The sequence below is a fragment of the Methylorubrum populi genome, from assembly GCA_036946625.1.
Classification (GTDB): Bacteria; Pseudomonadota; Alphaproteobacteria; order Rhizobiales; family Beijerinckiaceae; genus Methylobacterium; species Methylobacterium populi_C.
This window is the reverse complement of record JAQIIU010000003.1, coordinates 1,674,257-1,694,868: the sequence shown is the minus strand read 5'-3', so window position 1 is coordinate 1,694,868 and position 20,612 is coordinate 1,674,257. Positions and strand designations below refer to the sequence as shown.

Annotated in this window: 22 protein-coding genes and 1 pseudogene; 5 read left to right on the top strand and 18 right to left on the bottom strand. The window is 69.1% G+C overall.

Annotated features, from left to right (window positions below; translation table 11 throughout):
• Positions 1-89: 89 nt before the first annotated feature.
• A complete protein-coding gene (locus tag PGN25_19435; protein ID MEH3119687.1) occupies positions 90-827 on the bottom strand; it encodes a cell wall hydrolase in 738 nt (245 codons plus the stop codon).
• Between the two features lie 223 nt (positions 828-1,050).
• On the opposite strand from PGN25_19435, the gene PGN25_19430 reads away from it, so the two are divergent.
• Together PGN25_19430 and PGN25_19425 are read left to right on the top strand one after the other, a co-directional pair.
• Positions 1,051-1,269, top strand: coding sequence for a hypothetical protein (locus PGN25_19430; protein MEH3119686.1), 219 nt, complete (start codon positions 1,051-1,053; stop codon positions 1,267-1,269).
• A 22-nt stretch (positions 1,270-1,291) separates the two neighbouring features.
• Positions 1,292-2,638, top strand: a complete 1,347-nt coding sequence (locus PGN25_19425) for a sorbosone dehydrogenase family protein (GenBank protein ID MEH3119685.1) — start codon at positions 1,292-1,294, stop codon at positions 2,636-2,638.
• Between the two features lie 44 nt (positions 2,639-2,682).
• Here PGN25_19425 and PGN25_19420 read toward each other — a convergent pair whose 3' ends face one another.
• From PGN25_19420 to PGN25_19410, 3 genes are all read right to left on the bottom strand, one after another.
• On the bottom strand, positions 2,683-3,318 hold the full coding sequence (locus PGN25_19420; GenBank protein ID MEH3119684.1) for a L,D-transpeptidase: 636 nt from the start codon (positions 3,316-3,318) through the stop codon (positions 2,683-2,685).
• Positions 3,319-3,401: 83 nt separating this feature from the next.
• Positions 3,402-3,668, bottom strand: coding sequence for a hypothetical protein (locus PGN25_19415; protein ID MEH3119683.1), 267 nt, complete (start codon positions 3,666-3,668; stop codon positions 3,402-3,404).
• A gap of 134 nt (positions 3,669-3,802) precedes the next feature.
• Positions 3,803-4,153, bottom strand: a complete 351-nt coding sequence (locus tag PGN25_19410) for a hypothetical protein (protein ID MEH3119682.1) — start codon at positions 4,151-4,153, stop codon at positions 3,803-3,805.
• Positions 4,154-4,535: 382 nt separating this feature from the next.
• Between PGN25_19410 and PGN25_19405 the strand changes: the two genes are divergently transcribed.
• Complete coding sequence (locus PGN25_19405) at positions 4,536-5,246, top strand: YoaK family protein (protein ID MEH3119681.1); 711 nt, start codon at positions 4,536-4,538, stop codon at positions 5,244-5,246.
• A 146-nt stretch (positions 5,247-5,392) separates the two neighbouring features.
• On the top strand, positions 5,393-5,908 hold the full coding sequence (locus tag PGN25_19400) for a hypothetical protein (GenBank protein MEH3119680.1): 516 nt from the start codon (positions 5,393-5,395) through the stop codon (positions 5,906-5,908).
• Between the two features lie 79 nt (positions 5,909-5,987).
• Here PGN25_19400 and PGN25_19395 read toward each other — a convergent pair whose 3' ends face one another.
• The 9 genes and pseudogenes from PGN25_19395 to eno all read right to left on the bottom strand — a co-directional run bounded on the left by PGN25_19395 (position 5,988) and on the right by eno (position 14,810).
• Positions 5,988-6,140, bottom strand: a complete 153-nt coding sequence (locus PGN25_19395; protein ID MEH3119679.1) for a hypothetical protein — start codon at positions 6,138-6,140, stop codon at positions 5,988-5,990.
• A gap of 242 nt (positions 6,141-6,382) precedes the next feature.
• On the bottom strand, positions 6,383-7,822 hold the full coding sequence (gene lpdA / locus PGN25_19390) for a dihydrolipoyl dehydrogenase (protein ID MEH3119678.1): 1,440 nt from the start codon (positions 7,820-7,822) through the stop codon (positions 6,383-6,385).
• Positions 7,822-8,203, bottom strand: a pseudogene (locus tag PGN25_19385) (DUF559 domain-containing protein). The gene lpdA and the pseudogene PGN25_19385 overlap by 1 nt, the downstream one beginning before the upstream one ends.
• Before the next feature lie 230 nt (positions 8,204-8,433).
• Positions 8,434-9,840: a pyruvate dehydrogenase complex dihydrolipoamide acetyltransferase gene (locus PGN25_19380; protein MEH3119677.1), complete on the bottom strand. Its 1,407-nt coding sequence runs from the start codon at positions 9,838-9,840 to the stop codon at positions 8,434-8,436.
• 33 nt (positions 9,841-9,873) lie between these two features.
• On the bottom strand, positions 9,874-10,152 hold the full coding sequence (locus tag PGN25_19375; GenBank protein MEH3119676.1) for a DUF5076 domain-containing protein: 279 nt from the start codon (positions 10,150-10,152) through the stop codon (positions 9,874-9,876).
• Complete coding sequence (locus PGN25_19370; GenBank protein MEH3119675.1) at positions 10,153-11,613, bottom strand: pyruvate dehydrogenase complex E1 component subunit beta; 1,461 nt, start codon at positions 11,611-11,613, stop codon at positions 10,153-10,155.
• Between the two features lie 43 nt (positions 11,614-11,656).
• Positions 11,657-12,706, bottom strand: a complete 1,050-nt coding sequence (pdhA, locus tag PGN25_19365) for a pyruvate dehydrogenase (acetyl-transferring) E1 component subunit alpha (protein MEH3119674.1) — start codon at positions 12,704-12,706, stop codon at positions 11,657-11,659.
• Positions 12,707-13,110: 404 nt separating this feature from the next.
• Positions 13,111-13,422 (bottom strand): septum formation initiator family protein, encoded by a 312-nt coding sequence (locus PGN25_19360; GenBank protein MEH3119673.1) that lies wholly within the window; start codon positions 13,420-13,422, stop codon positions 13,111-13,113.
• 98 nt (positions 13,423-13,520) lie between these two features.
• Complete coding sequence (eno, locus tag PGN25_19355; protein MEH3119672.1) at positions 13,521-14,810, bottom strand: phosphopyruvate hydratase; 1,290 nt, start codon at positions 14,808-14,810, stop codon at positions 13,521-13,523.
• 264 nt (positions 14,811-15,074) lie between these two features.
• On the opposite strand from eno, the gene queF reads away from it, so the two are divergent.
• Positions 15,075-15,536: a preQ(1) synthase gene (gene queF, locus PGN25_19350; protein ID MEH3119671.1), complete on the top strand. Its 462-nt coding sequence runs from the start codon at positions 15,075-15,077 to the stop codon at positions 15,534-15,536.
• Positions 15,537-15,544: 8 nt separating this feature from the next.
• Here the strand turns inward: queF and PGN25_19345 are convergent, their stop codons facing one another.
• The 5 genes from PGN25_19345 to PGN25_19325 all read right to left on the bottom strand — a co-directional run bounded on the left by PGN25_19345 (position 15,545) and on the right by PGN25_19325 (position 20,504).
• Positions 15,545-16,063, bottom strand: coding sequence for a hypothetical protein (locus PGN25_19345; protein MEH3119670.1), 519 nt, complete (start codon positions 16,061-16,063; stop codon positions 15,545-15,547).
• Between the two features lie 554 nt (positions 16,064-16,617).
• Positions 16,618-16,923: a hypothetical protein gene (locus PGN25_19340; GenBank protein ID MEH3119669.1), complete on the bottom strand. Its 306-nt coding sequence runs from the start codon at positions 16,921-16,923 to the stop codon at positions 16,618-16,620.
• Positions 16,924-17,261: 338 nt separating this feature from the next.
• Entirely contained in the window at positions 17,262-18,110 is an 849-nt protein-coding gene (gene kdsA, locus PGN25_19335; GenBank protein MEH3119668.1) for a 3-deoxy-8-phosphooctulonate synthase, read from the bottom strand.
• A 9-nt stretch (positions 18,111-18,119) separates the two neighbouring features.
• A complete protein-coding gene (locus tag PGN25_19330) occupies positions 18,120-18,626 on the bottom strand; it encodes a hypothetical protein (protein ID MEH3119667.1) in 507 nt (168 codons plus the stop codon).
• 36 nt (positions 18,627-18,662) lie between these two features.
• The gene (locus tag PGN25_19325; protein MEH3119666.1) at positions 18,663-20,504 is read right to left on the bottom strand and encodes a chloride channel protein; all 1,842 of its coding nucleotides are present in this window, start codon (positions 20,502-20,504) and stop codon (positions 18,663-18,665) included.
• Positions 20,505-20,612 lie beyond the last annotated feature (108 nt).

The following is a 20,612-nucleotide window of genomic DNA, read 5'->3' as shown; positions in this document are numbered from 1 at the left end:
CCCGGCCGCGCCCCTGACTTAAGGCCTTGCGGCGCCTGCGCATAGGGCGGGGGCGACAACCCGCCCCGGCCGTAACCGCCCCTCGGGAACTAGCGCTGGTCCCGGCCGGGCGCCGAGGCGTAGCGGGCCGGGCCGGGGATGCGCAGAGCCGGCGCGGCGGGCGCGGTGTACTCGGCGGTCAGCGTCGGCTGGACGCGGCCGGTGAGCGGCAGGTCGATCATCCCGGCATTGGCGGCCGCGACCTGAAGCGGCATCAGCCGGCCGGAGGCGGTCTGCACCACGGCCCGCGGCTGGATCGCCGGCAGATACCCCTCGCGGTCGCTCTTCTCGTAGAACACGTTGCCGCCGGCCGCGACGACGTAGTGCATGTTGTTGTAGGGGAAGCTGTAGCCCGCGGTGTGGAAGTGCAGGGCCGAGCCCACGCCCTCGTGGCGCTTGCCCGCGAGCAGCGCGTCGGCGATCTTCTCCAGCCGCGGCCGATCCTGCTCGCGCACGGGCTTGCTCAGCACGCCGTTGGCGAATTGCCGCTTCTGGCCGACGACCTCGCAGATCCGGCCGGGATAGGCGGGCGCGTCGAGGCGGTTCATCACCACCGTGCCGACGGCGAGCAGCCCGTCCTCGTCGCTGCGGTTCGATTCGAAGTACATCGCCCGGGCAAGGCACTCCTTGTCGGCGGCGGTCGGCGTCTGCACGACCTTGGCGTTCGTCGCGATCGAGCCGGTGGTCAGCTCCGCCTGCGGCCGGAACAACCCGCATCCCCCGAGACCCGAGCCGGTCAGCGCCAGCCCGAAAAGGCACAGAAGACGGAGGGTCCGGTCGGCTCGCATGCAGGCTCCCGAAGGCTGACGACGCTGGGCATCCAAGCTGGACCATTCGGACCACAGGTGCAAAGGAACTGTTAAGCCTCGACCTCGAATCCGAGGTGGTGTGTCTTTTCGCACACGCACCCCGATCGCGCGGCCCGGCCATCCTGTCGCGGCGGCGGCGTTGAACGCGGATCGAGCTTGGGCGTTCCATCCGCTGGAACCTCGCGAGTGGAGAGCCAGGCGGATGTCGGATACGAGTGCGGAAACGCCGGGCGCCTTCGACGAGTCCATGCGCGAGGAGGCCACCGCGGCCGGGCGCGCGGCGCTGGAGGCCGCATTGCAGCGGTTCACCCACGAGCAGCGCGACGCGTTCTGGAACGCGATCGGCCTCTACTACTCGACGCGCCGCCATCCCGGGGCGGGCGAGAGCCCGGTCCAGATCGTCGCAATCCCCGCCGCCTGACGCTCCATCAGCGAGACACGCGATGCGCACCTCTTCGAAGATCGGTCTCGGGGCGCTCGCCGTCCTCCTCCTCGGCGGGGCGGCCTTCCTGCGCTTCGTCGTCTATCCCGAGTCGGCCGCGCTCGACATCGCCCGGAGCACGGGGGCGAACCCCGCCCTGCCGGCCCCGAACCCGACGATGATGCCGACGATCAACATCGCCCGCGTCGCGCGCTGGGCGGACGGCGCCAAGCCGAAGGCCGCTCAAGGACTGGCCGTCACCGCCTTCGCCACCGGGCTCGACCACCCGCGCTGGCCCTACCGCCTGCCCAACGGCGACGTCCTAGTGGCCGAGAGCCAGGCTCCGAAATCCGGCGACGCATCCACCGGCATCGCCGATTGGGTCGCCGACAGGGTGAAGGGCCTCGCCGGGGCCGGCGGCGAGAGCGCCGACCGCATCGTGCTCCTCCGGGACAAGGATGGGGACGGCGTCGCCGAGGAGCGCCACGTCTTTCTGAAGAACCTCACCTCGCCCTTCGGCATGGCGCTCGTCGGCGGCGATCTCTACGTGGCCAACGCCGACGCATTGGTGCGGGTGCCCTATTCCGAGGGACAGACCGAGATCACGGCGACGCCCGAGAAGGTCGTCGACCTGCCCGCCGGCATCAACCACCACTGGACCAAGAACGTCGTCGCCAGTCCGGACGGCGGTAGGCTGTTCATCACCGTCGGCTCGAACAGCAATGTCGGCGAGAACGGTCTCGATATCGAGAAGGGCCGGGCCGCGATCCGGGAGTACACGATCGCCACCAAGGCGATGCGCGAATACGCGACGGGTCTGCGCAACCCCAACGGCCTCGCCTTCGAGCCCGCGACCGGCGCCCTGTGGGCCGCGGTCAACGAGCGCGACGAGATCGGCAGCGACCTCGTGCCGGACTACATCACCGGCGTGAAGGACGGTGCTTTCTACGGCTGGCCGTGGAGCTACTGGGGCCAGCACGTGGACGAGCGGGTGCAGCCGCCGCAGCCGGAGAAGGTGAAGGCGGCGATCGCGCCCGATTACGCGGTCGGCACGCACACCGCCTCGCTCGGCATCGCGTTCTCGATGGGCTCGAGCCTGCCGGAGGCCTGGAAGAGCGGCCTGTTCGTCGCCCAGCACGGCTCGTGGAACCGCCGGCCGAAGAGCGGCTACAAGGTGATCTACGTTCCGTTCAAGGACGGGAAGCCGGCCGGCGCTCCCATCGACGTGCTCACCGGATTCCTCGACGCCGACGAGAAGGCGCAGGGACGGCCCGTCGGCGTGGCGCTCGACAAGGGCGGCGCGCTGCTGGTGACCGACGATGTCGGCAATGCGGTGTGGCGCGTGAGCGGCACCGATCCGTCGAATTGAGGGTCGATTCGGCCGACACCTCGCGCCGACGCGGCGTCGGCATCTCAATACAGGTCGCGGTACCCGACGCCCGCGCCGTAGCCGTCATCGAACGAATCGCGATACCGCCGCGCCGGCGCGTCGTAGAACCCATCCTCCTCCCAGGCCCGACCCCGGGCCCGCACCGGGAGGGTGCCATCGTCGCGATAGCCGCCGCGCGCCGCGCGGCCCGGAGCCGAACGGCGCGCATCCGCCATCGGCGCCTCGCCGACGCTGCCCTCGATGACCACGCGGGTGTTGGCCATCTTCTGCTGCTTCACCAGGGCGAACAGCGTCGCGGCATTGCGCTGGGACAGGCGGACGCAGCCGTGCGAGGCCGGGCGACCGAGGCTGCGGCCTTGAAGGGTGCCGTGGATGGCGTGGCCGATCTGCGTGAAGAAGATCGCGTGCGGCATCGGCGCGTTGTCCCACTCGCGGGAGAAGTGGCTCTTCTCCATCCGGAACGGGCGATAGCTGCCGTTGGGCGTGTCGTGATTCGCGACCCCCGTCGAGACCGGCCAGTCGTAGCGAGTCCGGCCGTCGACGACGACGTTCATGCGCTGAGCGTCCTTGTCGACGGCGATGAGCAAGTCGGCCCGGGCCGCCGAGGCGGCGACCGTCAGGACAAGGCTCGCGAGGAGCGCGCGGAGGGTCGGGCGCATGGTGAGTCTCTCAACGTCGGCACATCGAACATGCCCCTGTCCGGCCGCGCTTCAAGCGGTGCGTTCTGCGGAGAGGCGACTCGTCACTGCGGCGCTGCGTTGCGAACGTAACCGCGCGAGATCAGGCGGCTGTTCTCGCGGGCCCGGCGCTCCGCCTCCATCAGGTCGGACAGGGCGTCGGTGATGGCGCAGCGCAGCGCGATGCCCGCATCGCCCTGCGTGCTGCTGAGATAGGCCTGAGCGATATCCTCCACCGGGCAGGACACCACCTCCGGGCTCGTCTGCGCGGAGGGTGGAGCGGCACGGTGATTTCGCTCGACCGTCTGAGGCAGGGACTTCGACGACGGCATGGGCGAGGGTTTGCGCATGGTCTCTCTCCGACTCGGTGTGAGAACGAAGATAGAACACACGGATACGGTTAACGAGACCTTACCGGCATCGTTCGAGGCTGTGGACATCCCGCACCGCCGTTGCAGCGGGGCGTTCAGCGAAGGCCCGACCCGGCGAGCGGATCGAAATAGGCATCGGTGGGCGAACGGCCGGAGCCCGCGCCGCCGATCCCGGCCCCCGCGGGCGCGCCCCCTCCCCCGCCCGAGCCGATGCTGCCGGTGACGTCGTCGAAGGGCTGCCGCCGGGCCTGCCCGACCGTGCCGCCAACCGAACCCGTTCCGGCACCGATGCCTGCGCTGGACGAAGCGCTTCCACCGCTGAAGCTCAGCCCAGCCGCATTGCCGGTGCCGGACGACGCAAGCGCGCCAAGACCCGTGCCAAGACCCGTGCCCGCCACGCTCGAAGCGCCGCCGAAGCTGAGCCCGCCGGGATTGGCGATGGCCATCACCGGCGTCGGGCCCGCCACCGTGGGAACGGTGGCGGTGGGACCGAACGGCAGGCCGGGTGCGGTGAAGCCGGATGGGAGACCCGTTCCGGCGGCGGTCTGGGCCAGGGCGGGCCCGCCCCACATTCCGATTCCGAGGACAACCAAGCCGGTCCGGATCGCTCGCATCCTCATGCCTCCCTCGCTGCCCCGTGCGGACCGCCCGCATGCGAAGCCAACGCGGCGACGCCGCGGTGGTTTCCGAACCGGAATGCAGGCGCCGAAGCGGTCATGCCGCTCCGAAGATCGGCGGGCCTGAACGAGACGGTTGCATCGGCGCTACCCGGTGTAGGATGGCGTCGGTGCGATCTCGCCCAGCCCCAGCCGACGCGTCTTCCCGCCGATGCTCATCCAAGAAGGCCATGCCCGCAATCTCCGGATCGACCAGCGCCTCGCTTGGTCGTTTGCCGGCATTGCGGGCGCGCTCAACGCCGCCGGCTTCTGCGCCTTCGGAACCTTCTCCTCGAACATGACCGGCAACGTCTCGGCGCTCGCCGACCATCTCGGGCTCGGCGAACTCGTCCTCGCGCTCCAGGCGCTGGCCCTGGTGGCCGCCTTCATGGCCGGTGCGCTCTGCGCCACCCTGCTCATCAGCGCCGGCCGGCATCACCGGCTGCGCGGCGTCTACGCCTACAGCGTGCTGACGGAGGCGGTGCTGCTGGCCGCCCTCGGCACCCTCGCGCCGTGGCTGCCTGTGGGACTTCGCGGCGCGATCCTCGCCCTCGGCCTGAGTTTCCTGCTCGGTCTCCAGAACGCCACGGTCACGCAGATCACCGATGCCCGGGTGCGAACGACGCATGTGACCGGCATGGTCACCGATCTCGGGATCGGCCTCGCCCATTGGCTGGCCCGGCGCGGCGGCGTCCATCCGGGCCCGGACGACGGCAAGATGCGTCTCTACGGCGTGACGGTCGCCGCCTTCCTCGCCGGCGGCGTTCTCGGGGTGCTGGCGTGGCGCGTGCTCGGCAATACCCTGCTGTTCGGGGCCGCCGGATTGCTGGCGCTGATGGCCGTGCCGGGCATCACCTCGGCGCGCCGGCTGAGCGCATCGTGAAGCGCGGCCACCGACGCCCGAGCCGACGGTCGGGCAACCATCCCGACCAGCGGGTGTTGGATCACGGGTATCGGCTTGCAGGTTCTCCGCCCCGCGATTTGGGCTCGCGCCGATCCCGAGGGAAACCGACCGCAACAGGAGACATCATGTCCGTATCGCGACGCCGCGAGGAACGATTTCTGGACACCGGCGAAACCGAGTTGGTGAAGCGCTCACATCATCCCGAACTGGATCGCGAGGGCGACAGGGCCCTGCCCGATCTGCTGCGCCTGCTGCGCGATCGCCGTGACCGGGCCCGAGACGTCTCCCGGCGTCAGCGGCGCGAGCTGCGCGGCAAGGCGGCCCCCTCCGGCGCGAGCCCGGCCACGGACAATACCGGCAGCCGCGAGAAAGCGGCCCTGCTCGCCGCAGCGGTGAAGCGCGTCAGCCGGGAGCACGAGCGCCGCCGCTCGGCCGAGGCACGCGGCCGAACGGTGTCCGGCGCCCGGCGTGCCCTGGCGATGAAACGGGCCAGCAGCGATGACGCTGCGCGCGGCCGTCCATCCTCCCGTGCCGCCAACGAGGGCATGAATTCCGTGCCGAACGAACGCGACGCCCCGTCGGGTGCCATCCATCAGGAAGGCCAGGAGATCGCGATGCGCCGGAGTGGCGGCCCGCGCTGACACAAACCGCGATCGACCGAGCAGGAGGGATGTGGCTCCTTCGCCTGCCGTCTGTCCGGTCCTGGCCTGGGAGCGCGGTCTACTCATGCTCCTCACGGAAGATGAAGTAGCTCAACGGCCCGGCGCACATGAACAGCAACAGCAGGATGACGTAGAGGTGGATCCGCAACGTCGAGAGTGAAAAATAGACGACGGCGAGCCCGAAGACGAGCAGAACAACTCGTACGATCATGGGGAAGACGGCCTTCGCAACCGGGGCGTACGACCGCTGGTATACGAGAGGATGGGGTTTCAGAAGTTCAACCGCGGCGTATTCCCCCGGCCGGCCTGCGACCATCCACCGGGAAATCGTTTTCCCGCGCATCGCGCGCCGCGGTCGGGAAAGGCCAGAACGCGTTCGCCGAAAAACGCGCAGGATCAAGGCGATGGGCCCGATCCTGCGCGCTTGCCGATCTCGTCCGAAACCGTACCCGATCAGGTGTGGATCACCCGGCCATACGCGTCGAGCACGCTCTCGTGCATCATCTCGGACAGGGTGGGGTGCGGGAAGACCGTGTGCATCAGCTCTTCCTCGGTCGTCTCCAGGGTCATGGCGACGACGTAGCCCTGGATCAGCTCGGTCACCTCGGCCCCGACCATGTGGGCGCCGAGCAACTGGCCGGTCTTGGCGTCGAAGATCGTCTTGATCAGGCCGTCCGGCTCGCCCAGCGCGATCGCCTTGCCGTTGCCGGCGAAGGGGAAGCGGCCGACCTTGATCGAGAAGCCGAGATCCTTCGCCTTCGCCTCCGTGAGGCCGACGCTGGCGATCTGCGGGTGGCAATAGGTGCAGCCGGGAATCTTGCCCTTGTCCATCGGATGGGTGTGCAGCCCCTTGATGGTCTCGATGCAGATGACGCCCTCGTGCTCGGCCTTGTGGGCGAGCATCGGCGGACCGGCGACGTCGCCGATGGCGTAGACGCCCGGCACGTTGGTGCGGCCGAGCCCGTCGGTGACGACGACGCCGCGCTCGATGGTCACGCCGACCTTCTCCAGCCCGAGATTCTCGATGTTGCCGACGACGCCGACCGCCGAGATCAGCTTCTCGGCGGTGAGGGCCTGCGTCTTGCCCTTGTCGTCCTCGACCGTGGCGGTGATGGAATCGGGGCCTTTCTCGACCTTCGTCACCTTGGCCCCGGTGAGGATCTTGATGCCCTGCTTCTCGAAGCGCTTGCGGGCGAGCCCGGCGATCTCGGCATCCTCGACGGGGAGGATCTGCGGCAGCAGTTCGATCACCGTCACCTCGGCGCCCATGGTGCGGTAGAACGAGGCGAACTCGATGCCGATGGCGCCCGAGCCCATCACCAGCAGGCTTTTCGGCATCTTTTCCGGGACCATGGCCTCGTAATAGGTCCAGACCCGCTTCTTGTCCGGCTCGATGCCGGGCAGGACGCGGGGCCGCGCGCCGGTGGCGACGATGATGTGCTTGGCCTGATAGGTGCCGGCGCCCTTGGCCCCCTTCGGCGCCTCGGCCCGCTTCGTCTCCTTGACCGTCACCTTGCCGGGCTCGTTGCCCTTGGCCGCCGCCTCGATCGCGGCCTCGCCCCAGATCACGTCGACCTTGTTCTTCTTGAGCAGCATGCCGACGCCGCCGTTGAGCCGGCCCGACACGCCGCGCGAACGCTTGACGATGGCGGCGGCATCGAAGCTCACCTCCTTCGCCGACAGCCCGTAATCGGCGGCGTGCTGCATGTAGTGGTAGATCTCGGCCGAGCGCAGCAGGGCCTTGGTCGGGATGCAGCCCCAGTTCAGGCAGATGCCGCCGAGATGCTCGCGATCGACCACCGCGGTCTTGAAGCCGAGCTGCGCCGATCGGATCGCGGTCACGTAGCCGCCGGGCCCCGCGCCGATGATGAGGACGTCGTAGGTTTCGGACATCAGAGGCTCCTGCTCCCCTCCCCCTTGTGGGGAGGGGTTGGGGGTGGGGGTGGGGCCGCTTGGCCGGCGGTGACGGATGGGTCGCGGGTAAGACGAGGGTGGATCGTGTCGAGGACGACATCGATGGTCCGCATCGCGTCGGCCTTCGTGAAACGAAGGATGCGGAAGCCTTCTTCCATGACGGCGCTCCGCCTCATATCGTCATCGGCCTGCACATCGAAGCCGTGCTGTCCACCATCGACTTCGATGACGAGACGTATCGGCGAGGCAGCGGAAATCAGCGACGCAGGGACCGATCGGGACCTGTCTTCGGAAGTGCGAGCCTCTCACTGGAAGACGACGGCGCAAATGCCGCCAGAGCCGCCTCTCCGGCTTCGTCATCGTCCGCCGCAGCACGCTCGCGTGAGCGGCAGCGCGGGCCGAGGCGGGACGAAGAGGCGGCGCGTTCCACGGCATCCGGTTCTGCCGTCTCCTCACGATGATAGAAGCGTCGCGTCATTTTCTGACAGGTGGAGGCGATGGTGCAGAAGGCACTGATTGCATTCCATCCTGAACCACCCCCACCTCCGGCTCCTCCCCACAAGGGGGAGGAGAGATGGCGTCGGCGCCGCCTAGACGAGCATCCCCATCGGGCTCTCGATCAGGCCCTTGAAGGCGGCGATCAGTTCGGCACCGAGCGCGCCGTCGAGGACGCGGTGATCGCAGGAGAGGGTGGCGGTCATCACCTGGGCCACCGTCGGCTGCCCGTCCTTGACCACCACGCGCTTCTCGCCGGCGCCGACCGCGAGGATGCTCGATTGCGGCGGGTTGATCACGGCCGTGAAGTGCTTGATGCCGAACATGCCGAGGTTCGATACCGAGGTGACGCCGCCCTGGTACTCTTCGGGCTTCAGCTTCTTGGCCCGCGCCCTCCCTGCGAAATCCTTCATCTCGTTGGAGATGGTGGAGAGCGTCTTCTGGTCGGCCTTGCGGATCACCGGGGTGAACAGACCGCCGTCGATCGCCACCGCGACGCCGACCTCGGCATGCTTGAAGCGCAGGATGCGATCCTCGGCCCAGACGGCGTTGGCGGCGGGCACGCGGGTGAGCGCGAGGCCCATCGCCTTGATGACGAAGTCGTTGACCGAGAGCTTGAACAGCGGCTTGCCGTCCTTGTCCTTGCCGGCCGAGCCGTTCAGCGTCTCGCGCAGCTTCATCAGCGCGTCGAGTTCGCAATCGACGGTGAGATAGAAGTGCGGGGCCACCTGCATCGCCTCGGTCAGGCGCTTGGCGATGGTCTTGCGCATGCCGTCGAGCGGCACTTCCTCGAAGCTGCCCTTCTCGTAGAAGCCCTTGACCTGATCGAGGCCGAGGCCGGCCGGAGTGCCGCCGGCGGGCGCCGCCTTCGGGGCGGCCTTCTCCGGCGCGGGCGCGGCGGCGGCCTTGGCCTCCGGCTTGGCCGGCGCGCCGGCCTTGGCGGTCCCGCCTTCGATGGCGGCCTGCACGTCGCGCTGGATCACCCGGCCGTGGGGGCCCGAGCCCTTCACCGCGGCGATGTCGACGCCTTCCTGCTTGGCGATGCGGCGGGCAAGCGGCGAGGCGAAGACGCGGCCGCCGGATTCGGATGGCTGCGCGGCACCGTTCGGCTTGGCGCCCTCGGGCGCCTGATCGACCCGGGCGTAGGAGGCGTGGGCGCCATCCGGCGCGGCGTTCTGGTCGGGGGTGCCCTTGGGCTCGGCGGGCGCGGCCTTCGCCTCCGCACCGCCCTTCGGCGCCTCGATCGTCGCCGGGTCCTCGCCCTCCTCCGCGATCAGCGCGATCAGGTCGTTGACCGGAACGTCGGCCGTGCCTTCGGGCACGAGGATCTTGGCGAGCACGCCCTCGTCGACCGCCTCGACCTCCATGGTCGCCTTGTCGGTCTCGATCTCGGCGATCACGTCGCCGGACTTGATGGCGTCGCCCTCCTTCTTGAGCCACTTGGCGAGATTGCCCTTCTCCATGGTCGGAGACAGGGCGGGCATCAGGACGTTGATCGGCATCGTGTCGTTCCCGAGCGGCCTTGAGAGGGAAGGTCAGTTGAGGGGGTTGTTCGGATCGAGGCCCTCGGCCTCCCACCCGGCGCGAATCCGTTCGAAGGCGTCCTCCTCCGAGCTGTCCGTCTCCAGCGCATAGGCGCGGGCGGCCTGCCGGGCGAGGTCGATGAGCAGGCGGCCCCAGGTCGCCGGATCGTCGAAGGCGCGGCGGAGCGCGACGCTCACGGCCCCGTCGACGATGGAAGCGCGCACGATCTCGATCCCGCCCTGTTCCAGGGCGTCGGGCGGGATCTCCAGCTCTTCGAACTTTTCCGACATCTACTTGTAGCAGACGCTTTTGACGGCCTCGATCACCTCGGCCACGCTCGGCAGGGCCAGCTTCTCCAGGTTGGCCGCATAGGGCATCGGCACGTCCTTGCCGGTCACCCGCAGCACGGGCGCGTCGAGATAGTCGAAGGCATCGACCATCAGGCGGGCAACGATCTCGGCCCCGACGCCGGACTGCGGGAAGCCCTCCTCGACGCAGACGCAGCGGCCGGTCTTCTTGACCGATTCCACCACCGTGGCGCTGTCCATCGGGCGGATCGTGCGCAGGTCGATGACCTCGGCCTCGATGCCCTCCTCGGCGAGCGCCTGGGCCGCCTTGAGGGCGTAGGTCATGCCGATGGAGAAGGAGACGATGGTGACGTCCTTGCCGGGGCGGTGGATGCGGGCCTTGCCGATCGGCAGGACGAGATCCTCGATCTCCGGCACCGGGAAGGACTGGCCGTAGAGGATCTCGTTCTCGAGGAAGATGACCGGATTGGGATCGCGGATCGCCGCCTTGAGCAGGCCCTTGGCGTCGGACGCCGTGTAGGGCGCGATCACCTTGAGGCCCGGCACGTTGGAGTACCAAGCGGCGTAGTCGTGGCTGTGCTGGGCGCCGACGCGGGCGGCGGCGCCGTTGGGACCGCGGAACACGATCGGGCAGCCGAGCTGACCGCCGGACATGTAGAGGGTCTTGGCCGCCGAGTTGATGATATGGTCGATCGCCTGCATGGCGAAGTTGAAGGTCATGAACTCGACGACGGGCTTCAGGCCCATGAAGGCGGCGCCGACGCCGATGCCGGCGAAGCCGTGCTCGGTGATCGGGGTGTCGACCACGCGGCGGGCGCCGAACTCCTGAAGCAACCCTTGCGTGATCTTGTAGGCGCCCTGGTACTCGGCGACCTCCTCGCCCATGACGAAGACGGCCTCGTCCTTGCGCATCTCCTCGGCCATGGCGTCGCGCAGGGCCTCGCGCACGGTCATGGTCTTCATCGGCGAGTCGGCCGGGAATTCCTCCATCACCGGGTCCGGCGCCTTGCTGGTGACGACGGCGGGCGCGGCCGACGCCTTCGGGGCATCCTCGCCGCTCTTGGCGGTGGCGGCGGATTTCTCCGCCATGCCCTCGGCATCCATGTCGGGCGTCGGCGCCGGCGCGCCGCCGTCCGAGCCGTTCGGCTTGCTCTTCCCGCCGCCCTTGCCGCCGCTCGCGGCCGCCGCCGAGACGTCCTCGCCCTCCTCGGCGATGATGGCGATCGGCGTGTTGACGGCGACGTTCTCGGTGCCGTCCGGCACGAGGATCTTGGCGAGCACGCCCTCGTCGATCGCCTCGACCTCCATGGTCGCCTTGTCGGTCTCGATCTCGGCGAGCACGTCGCCGGATTTGACCGGATCGCCCTCCTTCTTCAGCCACTTGGCGAGCTTTCCCTCCTCCATGGTCGGAGAGAGGGCGGGCATCAGGATGTCGGTCGCCATGTGCGCTGCTCTATCGATCCGGGTGCGTCGACGGTCGGGCGCCTCAGGCGCGGGCTTCCAGAAGGATGTCGGTCCAGAGCTCCGACGGATCGGGCTCGGGATCGTGGGTCGCGAAGTCCGCGGCCTCGTTGACGATCTCGCGGACCTTGGCGTCGACGCTCTTCAGGTCGGCCTCGGGCACGCCGTGCGCTTCGAGCAGGCGCTTGCGCACCATCTCGATCGGGTCGTGCTCGTCGCGCATCTTCGAGACCTCGTCCTTCGACCGGTACTTGGCCGGGTCGGACATCGAGTGGCCGCGGTAGCGGTAGGTCTGCATCTCGAGGATGTAGGGGCCTTCGCCCGAGCGGGCGTGGTCGATGGCACGCGCCGCCGCCTCGCGGACCGTGCGCACGTCCATGCCGTCGACCTGCTCGCCGGGGATGCCGAAGGAGAGGCCGCGCTTGGAGAAATCCGTCTGCGCCGAGGCGCGGGCCACCGAGGTGCCCATGGCGTAGCGGTTGTTCTCGATCACGTAGACGACCGGCAGCTTCCACAGGGCCGCCATGTTGAAGCTCTCGTAGACCTGACCCTGGTTGGCGGCGCCGTCGCCCATATAGGTGAAGCTGACCTTGCCGTTCTTCAGGTAGGCGTCGGCGAAGGCGAGGCCGGTACCGAGCGCGACCTGCGCGCCGACGATGCCGTGACCGCCGAAGAACTGCTTCTCGCGGCTGAACATGTGCATCGAGCCGCCCTTGCCGCGGGAATAGCCGCCGCGGCGTCCGGTCAACTCGGCCATCACGCCCTTCGCGTCCATGCCGCAGGCGAGCATGTGGCCGTGGTCGCGGTAGCCGGTGATGTTCTGGTCACCGTCCTCGCCGGCCATCTGCATGCCGACCACGACCGCTTCCTGGCCGATATAGAGGTGGCAGAAGCCGCCGATCAGGCCCATGCCGTAGAGCTGGCCCGCCTTCTCCTCGAAGCGTCGGATCAGCAGCATCTCGCGGTAGGCGTGAAGATCCTCGTCCTTGGTGAACTGCGGGATGTTCGGGGCGGGCTTATGCTGCGGCGCATCCGTTCCCGTCGCGGGTTTCCCCGCCTCGCTGCCCGCACCCATCGGCATCCTCCCGAAAACTCGCTGTTGGAGGGCGTTCTAGGGCAGCGACTTCCGGAAATCGAGGGGAAGGCTGACAGCCCTCAAGTGCTGTTACCGCCACGTTTGCATCGACAACCGAGCGGCAAAGACAGTGCAAATAAATTTCGGCAAATGAATTTTGGGCCAGATCAACTTGAGAGCCTGTTTGACCGGCCGCCGTGTCTTCGTCAGGCAACGGCAAGGCGAGGGAAGGTCCTACTCCCATCCTGAACCCTCATCCTGAGGTGCCGGAGCGGAGGCCTCGAAGGGGGCTCCAGGAATCGCGCGGGATCTGGAGGATCCTTCGAGGCCGCTCACGCGGCACCTCAGGATGAGGGGCGAGATGGGATCACTGCAGTCAAACAGGCTCTGAGAGGAATAAAAATTCACGGATCGATGATCACCACATCGTTGGCCTGGACACGGCCGAGAACGACGCGGGCGCGCTCCTCGAGGAGGTCTCGATCGATCTGATCGCTGCGCAGCAACGAGACGCGATGCTCCCACGTCCCTCGCTCGGCCTTGGCCGCGTTCAACTCCTGGGTCAGCCCGTAGGCCTCGACCTTGAGCACGCGCTTGGCCTCCAGGCCCCGGCTTCCGCTTTCGGCCTGATGCACGAAGTAGCCGACGACGAGCGCCGAGACCGCCCATAGGACGGCGGGGACGACGATGGCGCGGACGCGACGACGAATGACCATGGCGGGCGGGAGAATCGCCCGGTCAAGGTGAAGAAAGCGTTTCCGGACACTGAAACCGTTCCGAAGCGGTTCCGCGCCTTTGGATCCGCGAGGGACGATCAGCGGCCGGCGAGCTGCCGGATGGCGCTGCGGCCGGCGTACAGCGCCTGGGCGCCGAGGCCCTCCTCGATGCGGATGAGCTGGTTGTACTTGGCCAGCCGGTCCGAGCGGGCGAGCGAGCCGGTCTTGATCTGCCCGCAATTCGTCGCGACGGCGAGGTCGGCGATGGTCGAGTCCTCGGTCTCGCCGGAGCGGTGGGACATCACCGCGGTGTAGCCGGCGCGCTGGGCCATATCGACGGCGGCGAGCGTCTCGGTCAGCGAGCCGATCTGGTTGACCTTCACCAGAATCGAATTGCCGGTGCCGGTCTCGATGCCGCGGGCGAGCCGCTCGACGTTCGTCACGAACAGGTCGTCGCCGACGAGTTGGACCCGGTTGCCGATCCGGTCGGTCAGGAGCTTCCAGCCCTCCCAATCGTCCTCGGCCATGCCGTCCTCGATCGAGAGGATCGGGTAATCCTGCGTCAGCTTGGCGAGGTACTCGACCTGTTGCTCGATCGAGCGGGTCCGGCCCTCGCCCTCGTAACGGTAGGCACCGTCCTTGAAGAACTCGGTCGAGGCGCAGTCGAGCGCCAGAACCACGTCGCTGCCGGGCTTGAAGCCGGCGGCGTCGATCGATTCCATCACGAAGTCGAGAGCGGCTTCCGCCGAAGGCAGGTTCGGGGCGAAGCCGCCCTCGTCGCCGACATTGGTGTTGTGGCCGGCCTTCTTCAGCGCGCCCTTCAGGGTGTGGAAGATCTCCGCGCCCATCCGCACCGCGTCCGAGAGCGAGGCGGCGCCGACCGGCATCACCATAAATTCCTGGAAGTCGATCGGGTTGTCGGCATGCGCACCGCCGTTGACGATGTTCATCATCGGCACCGGCAGCACCCGGCCCTGCACGCCGCCGACATAGCGGTAGAGCGGCAGGCCGGCCGTCTCGGCCGCCGCCTTGGCGACCGCGAGCGAGACGCCGAGGATGGCGTTGGCGCCGAGCCGCGCCTTGTTCGGCGTGCCGTCGAGATGGATCATCGCCTCGTCGACCGCGACCTGATCCTCGGCATCCATGCCGCCGATGGCGTCGAGGATCTCGGTCTGCACCGCATCGATCGCCTTGAGCACGCCCTTGCCGGCATAGCGGCTCTTGTCGCCGTCGCGCAGCTCGACCGCCTCGTGGGCGCCGGTCGAGGCGCCCGAGGGAACCGCGGCGCGTCCGAAGGAGCCGTCCTCCAGCAGGACATCGACCTCGACGGTGGGGTTGCCGCGACTGTCGAGAATCTCGCGGGCGGCGATGTTGGTGATCGCGGTCATGGGCGCTCCTGCGGTTGCGTCGCAGCGGGGTCGTCTCACGGATGCCGTCGAGGCCCGCGCGTCCTGCGACGCTCTTGCGAGGCCGGCTTATCCGCCAACCTCGACACGTCGGCAAGCGCCCGGCGACCTGCGAAAGGCAGCCAAGTCCTACAAATTCTCCGAAGGATCGAAATTTTTCTTGAGTCGGCTTGGTCAGCCCGTCCGAAGCCCCGACATTCGCCGCAGGCAATAGGCGGTCGCGGTCGCGACGCGTATAGGCACGCCATGGATTCGATCGAACACCACGCCAAGCAGCTCGGCCGCCCGACGGCGCTCCCGGCCTCGCCGGACGAAGCGCAGCTCGACCGCGTGCCCAACCCGCACGCCGACACCGACTACCTCGCCCGCTTCACCGCGCCGGAATTCACTTCGCTCTGCCCGGTGACCGGCCAGCCGGATTTCGCGACTCTCGTCATCGACTACGTGCCGGATCGTTGGCTGGTCGAGTCGAAGTCGCTGAAGCTCTATCTCGGCGCCTTCCGCAACCACGGCGCCTTCCACGAGGATTGCACGGTCGGCATCGGTCGGCGGCTCGTCGCCTTGCTCGAACCGCGCTGGCTGCGAATCGGCGGCTACTGGTATCCCCGCGGCGGCATCCCGATCGACGTGTTCTGGCAGACGGGCGAGCCGCCGAAATCCGTCTGGCTGCCGGAGCAGGGTGTCGCGCCCTATCGCGGCCGCGGCTGACGCGTCCGTCAGTGCTGCTCGGCCAGCACGCGGACGGTGCGGGCGATCATCTTTTCCTGGGTCTCGATCGGCCCGCCATGGACGACGGCCACGGCTTCGAGCATCCGCTCCAGGTCGTCGCGCTCGGACGGGTCGAGCTTTTCCCGCAGCAGCGGCGCCAGATGGTCGATGGCCGTGTTGGCGTCCGAGGCCTGGGTCGCGGCGTGGCGGATGTAGGACAGGCGCGCGGGCACGTCGTCGTTCGGAGCCACGATCCTGCGCAACTCCGCTTCGATCGCCGCCTCCTGATCCGGCGTCGGCGTGCCGCGAGCGAGCGCCACGAGTTGCATCAGCACGCCGGCCGCGTCGGCGGGATCGCGGATCGCTCGCAACGGGGCCGACCGGAAGGCGGCCTCGCTCTTCGCCCGGAGCTTGGTGTTGCGCCGGTCACCGAGATAGCGGTCGAGTTGCTCCATGCCGTTGCCGTAGATGAAATAGTACATCAGCCCGGTCATGAACGCTCCGACGATGGCTGCGATGACGGGCATGATTCCCCCTGCCTCATTGCGACGCGGCGCAAACTGCCGCGACAATGGGGCTCGTGCAACCCGGACGCTTCTGCGAGGCTCATACGCATCCGGTTGATGACCTCGCCTGTCCTGCATCCTTGCGAGGCGAAGCCGTGGCCAACCAGGGCGCAACCTTTCCGGAGATGTCGCGCCCTGGATCGCTTCGCGGCCGCTCGCGATGACGGAGGATGGCGAAACCCGAAGTGATCGATCGGAAACGGTATCAGAGCCTGTTTGACTGCGGTGCTCCCATCTCGACCCTCATCCTGAGGTGCCGCGTGAGCGGCCTCGAAGGGTGCTCCAGGGATCGCGCGGGATCTGGAGCACCCTTCGAGGCCTCCGCTGCGCTCCGGCACCTCAGGATGAGGGTGGGGCTGGAGCAGGGCTTTCCTCCCGCCTTGCCGTGGCCTGACGAAGACACGGCGGCCGGTCAGACAGGGTTTCACACTTCCTGAAGAAGTCGGGATGTTTTGCGGACAAAGAAAAGGCGGCCGGTTTGACCGGCCGCCCTTCACTCGACCGAAGCTGCCGCCTCAGTAGCCGTAATCGTAGTAGCCGCCGTAGGCCGGGCGGCCGTAATAGCTGTCGCGGGCGTAGGCGTCGCGCGCCGCACCGGCAGCGATCGCACCGGCGGCCAGACCGGCAATGCCGAGACCCACGGCCGCGCCCGTACCGATGCCGCGGCGGCGACCGCCGTAATAGGCCCGCGGACCGTAGCCACCGTGATAGTGGCCGTGAGAATGACCGTAGCCGCGACCGTAGGGACGCGCGTCGGCGGACGTGCTGGTCAGCGTGCCGACGGAAATCAGGGCGGCGGTGACGAGAGCGAGCTTTCGCATAGGATGCTTTCCAATCGAGAAGTGTCTTGACGACGAAACACCGAGCTTGGCCGAATGTTCCCACCGGCGCCGGGCGCCACGAAGACCGTATCCGGCTCGGCCTCCATCCCGAACTGCATTCCGGATAGCTTGCGTCGTCTGAACGAGACCTGAAGCCCATCCGGCGCGCAGGTCTCATACGCCATCCGGTTGATGAGTTCGGCCTCTCCTGCGTCATCGCGAGGCGAAGCCGTGGCGATCCAGGGCGCGCCCTTTCCGGACCGGTCGCGCCCTGGATCGCTTCGCTACCGCTCGCGATGACGGGGGGCGAAACCCGAAGCGATCAAGCGGAAACGGTATCAGGCCTTGGCGAGGCGGTCGAAGGCCATCAGCGTCTCGATCAGGGCGGGCAGGTCGGCGAGCGCCACCATGTTCGGCCCGTCGGAGGGGGCGCGGTCGGGATCGGGATGCGTCTCGATGAACACGCCCGCCACGCCGACCGCAACCGCGGCGCGGGCGAGCACCGCGACGAACTCCCGCTGGCCCCCCGACGTGGCCCCCTGCCCGCCCGGCTGCTGCACCGAGTGGGTGGCGTCGAACACCACCGGTGCGCCGTTCGTGACGCGGGCCATGATCGGCAGCGCGCGCATGTCGGACACGAGCGTGTTGTAGCCGAACGACGCGCCGCGCTCCGTGACGATGACGTTCGGGTTGCCCGCCTGCATCACCTTGGCGGCCACGTGCGCCATGTCCCACGGGGCGAGGAACTGCCCCTTCTTGACGTTGACCGCCCGCCCCGTCGCGGCGGCGGCGAGCAGCAGGTCGGTCTGGCGGCAGAGGAAGGCCGGGATCTGCAGGATGTCGACGGCCTCCGCCGCCCGGGCGCATTGCTCGGCCGCGTGCACGTCGGTCAGGATCGGAAGCCCCAGGCTCTCGCGGATCTCGGCGAAGACCGGCAGCGCCTCGTCGAGCCCGACGCCGCGGGCGGAGCGCCCGGAGGTGCGGTTCGCCTTGTCGAACGACGATTTGAACACGAGGCCGATGCCGAGCCGATCCGCCATCTCCTTGAGAGCGGCGGCGACTTCGAGCGCGTGGTCGCGCCCTTCGAGCTGGCAGGGGCCGGCGATCAGCGCCAGCGGCAGGTGGTTGGCGAAGGCGACGTCGCCGGCTCGGACGACGGGGCTCGGTGCATGTGCGGTCTCGGGCATTCGTCCGCTCTAGCCCGGCCCCGCCGGACGGGAAAGCCTCGCCCCGCGATCGGACCTGCGGGGCGGACGATCCTGCGCCAGACGACAGAGGCTGCCGGCGCTCAGGCCGTCCGCCCGATCGCCGGGATCGCAGCGCAGCACCGCGCCGCCCGTGCGGCCGAGCTGCGGCTCGCCGGTCAGCAGGCTGTCCTCATGCAGGCGCAGGGCAAGCGCTTCGGCGGCGTCCGCGGGAGCGCCGGTCAGCGTCCGCGCCGCGAGGCCGATCAGGACGAAGAAGGCGCGCGGCGGTTCGCGGCGATCCGAGCGGAACAGCAGCCGCCGCGGCGCCGCGCAATCGAGGCTCATCCGGTCGGCATCGACGGCGCGGAACACCACAAGCGATCCGGTGCGCCCGGCCAGCGCGGCGCCGGTCCCCCGGATCAGCCTCACGGTCAGGCCGTCACAGGAATCGGCGCGGGCCGATGCCGCGAGGGCGAGCGTGAAGGCGAGGCCGGCGAGGATCGGGCGCAGGGTCATGCCGCCGTCGATAGCACGGCCGGACGCGCGGCGCGCTCACGCCGTCTCGCCGAGCATCGCGCGGCGCTGGCGATCGAGTTCCTCGCTGTAGCGCTTGAGCGTGTGGCTCTCCGTCAGAAGCCCGATGACCCGGCGGCTCTCCGCACCGTCGAGCACCGCCAGCGCCTCGCTCTCGGCCCCGTCGAAGGCCGCCGCCGCCTGCTTCACGGTCATGTCCGCGAGCAGGAACGCATCCGGGTAGCGAACCACGTCGGCGAGCCGGGGCAACGCGCCGCCGTTCTCGGCCGCCCGGGCATGGGCCTCCGGCACCAGAACCACGCCGGCATAGCGATCCTGCGCATCCACCATGACGACGCGGGAGGGCGAGCCGAGGGGATGGACGTGCAGGAAGGCCGCCATCGGCGTGTCGAGGGCGACCGCGCGGATGTCCTTGCGCATCATCCGCCCCACCGTCAGGCTGCGCATCCAGCCGACATCGTGGGCGCTGCGGATGCTCTCGCCGCGCAGGTGGAAGCGCCAGGTCGCGAAGGAGTAGCCGAAGATTTTCCGCACCGTCAGCGAGGAGGCGATCACCGAGGCGAGAACCAGCGCGGTCACGGGGAAGCTGCCGGTCATCTCCAGGGCGAGGAAGGTCATGGTGAGCGGCCCGCCGACGATCGCGACGGCGAAGGCGCCCATGCCGACCACCGCGTAGCCGACCGGCGCGAGGCTCAGGGCCTCGAAGCCCGGCCAGAGCATCGGCACGAATCCGGCGAACAGGCGTCCGACCAGTGCGCCGAGAAACAGCGAGGCGAAGAACAGGCCGCCGCGAAAGCCCGATCCGATCGACACCGCCGAGGCGGCGGCCTTGGCGACGACGAGCCCGGCGAGCGCGCCGAGTCCGGCCGCCGCGTCCGGCGCGAGATGGACATGGAGCGCGCCGTGCCCCGCCGAGAGCACCTGGGGCGTCGTCGCGAGCGCAAGGCCGCCGACGCACAGGCCGCCGAGGACCGGTCGCAGCGGCGCCGGCAGGCGCGAGGCGCGAAAGCCCCGTTCCACCAGCGTCACCCCGCGCATCAGCAGCACCGCGAGGCCGGCGCAGATCAGTCCGAGGGCGAGGCAGGGCAGCGTGTCGCCTGCACCCACCGCCGTGCCTCTGGCGAGCGCCAGCGCGCCGACATCGACGAGGGCGGCCTGCGGCGCGAGTGCCCGCGCGACGACGCTGCCGCACAGAGCCGCGACGACGACGGGGGCGAGCGTCGCGATGGTGTAGGTGCCGATGATCAGTTCGAAGGCGTAGAAGGCGCCGGTGAGCGGCGAGCCGAAGGCCGCGGCGATCGCCGCCGCCGAACCGCAGCCGACCAGGGTACGCAGGTCCGAGCGGCGCATCTCGAAGGCGAGGCCGAGGCGCGAGGCGATCCCGGCCGCGACCTGCGTGTAGCCGGCCTCCAGTCCGACGGAGGCGCCGCAACCGTTCGAGACGGCGTTCTGCACGGCGACGTCGAGCGAGCCGCGCAGCGACATCCGTCCCCCGTGCAGCGCGTTGGCCTCGATCGGATCGATCACCGGGCGCCTGCGGCTGCGGCTGCCCCGCGTCGAGAGCAGGAGCAGCAGGCCGAGGACGGCCCCACCCAGCGCCGGCGCCAGGAAGGGAAAGCCTATCAGCCCCTCGCCGGGAAGGGCGGTCAGACCGCTGAGGCGCTGGCCCGCGGGGAGCCGATACAGGGCTTCGCGCAGGAACTGGGTCGCCCCACTCATCGCCGCGACGGCGAGGCCGCCGATGCAGCCCGTCGCGGCGGCGAGCAGGACGAGAGCCACCTCGCTGCCGCGGACCCAGGCCCTGAGCCGCACCGGCGCCTGAACCAAGGGGACGGCGGAGGGGGATGGAGACGGACTCATCGCACTCGCGAAAGGCTGGGGCCGGAATCGAGGCCGGTGGGCCATGCGCGCGCGGTCTAGAACCGTGTCGGATCGCTTTGCAATCGAGCATGGTTCCCGAGTGTTCGT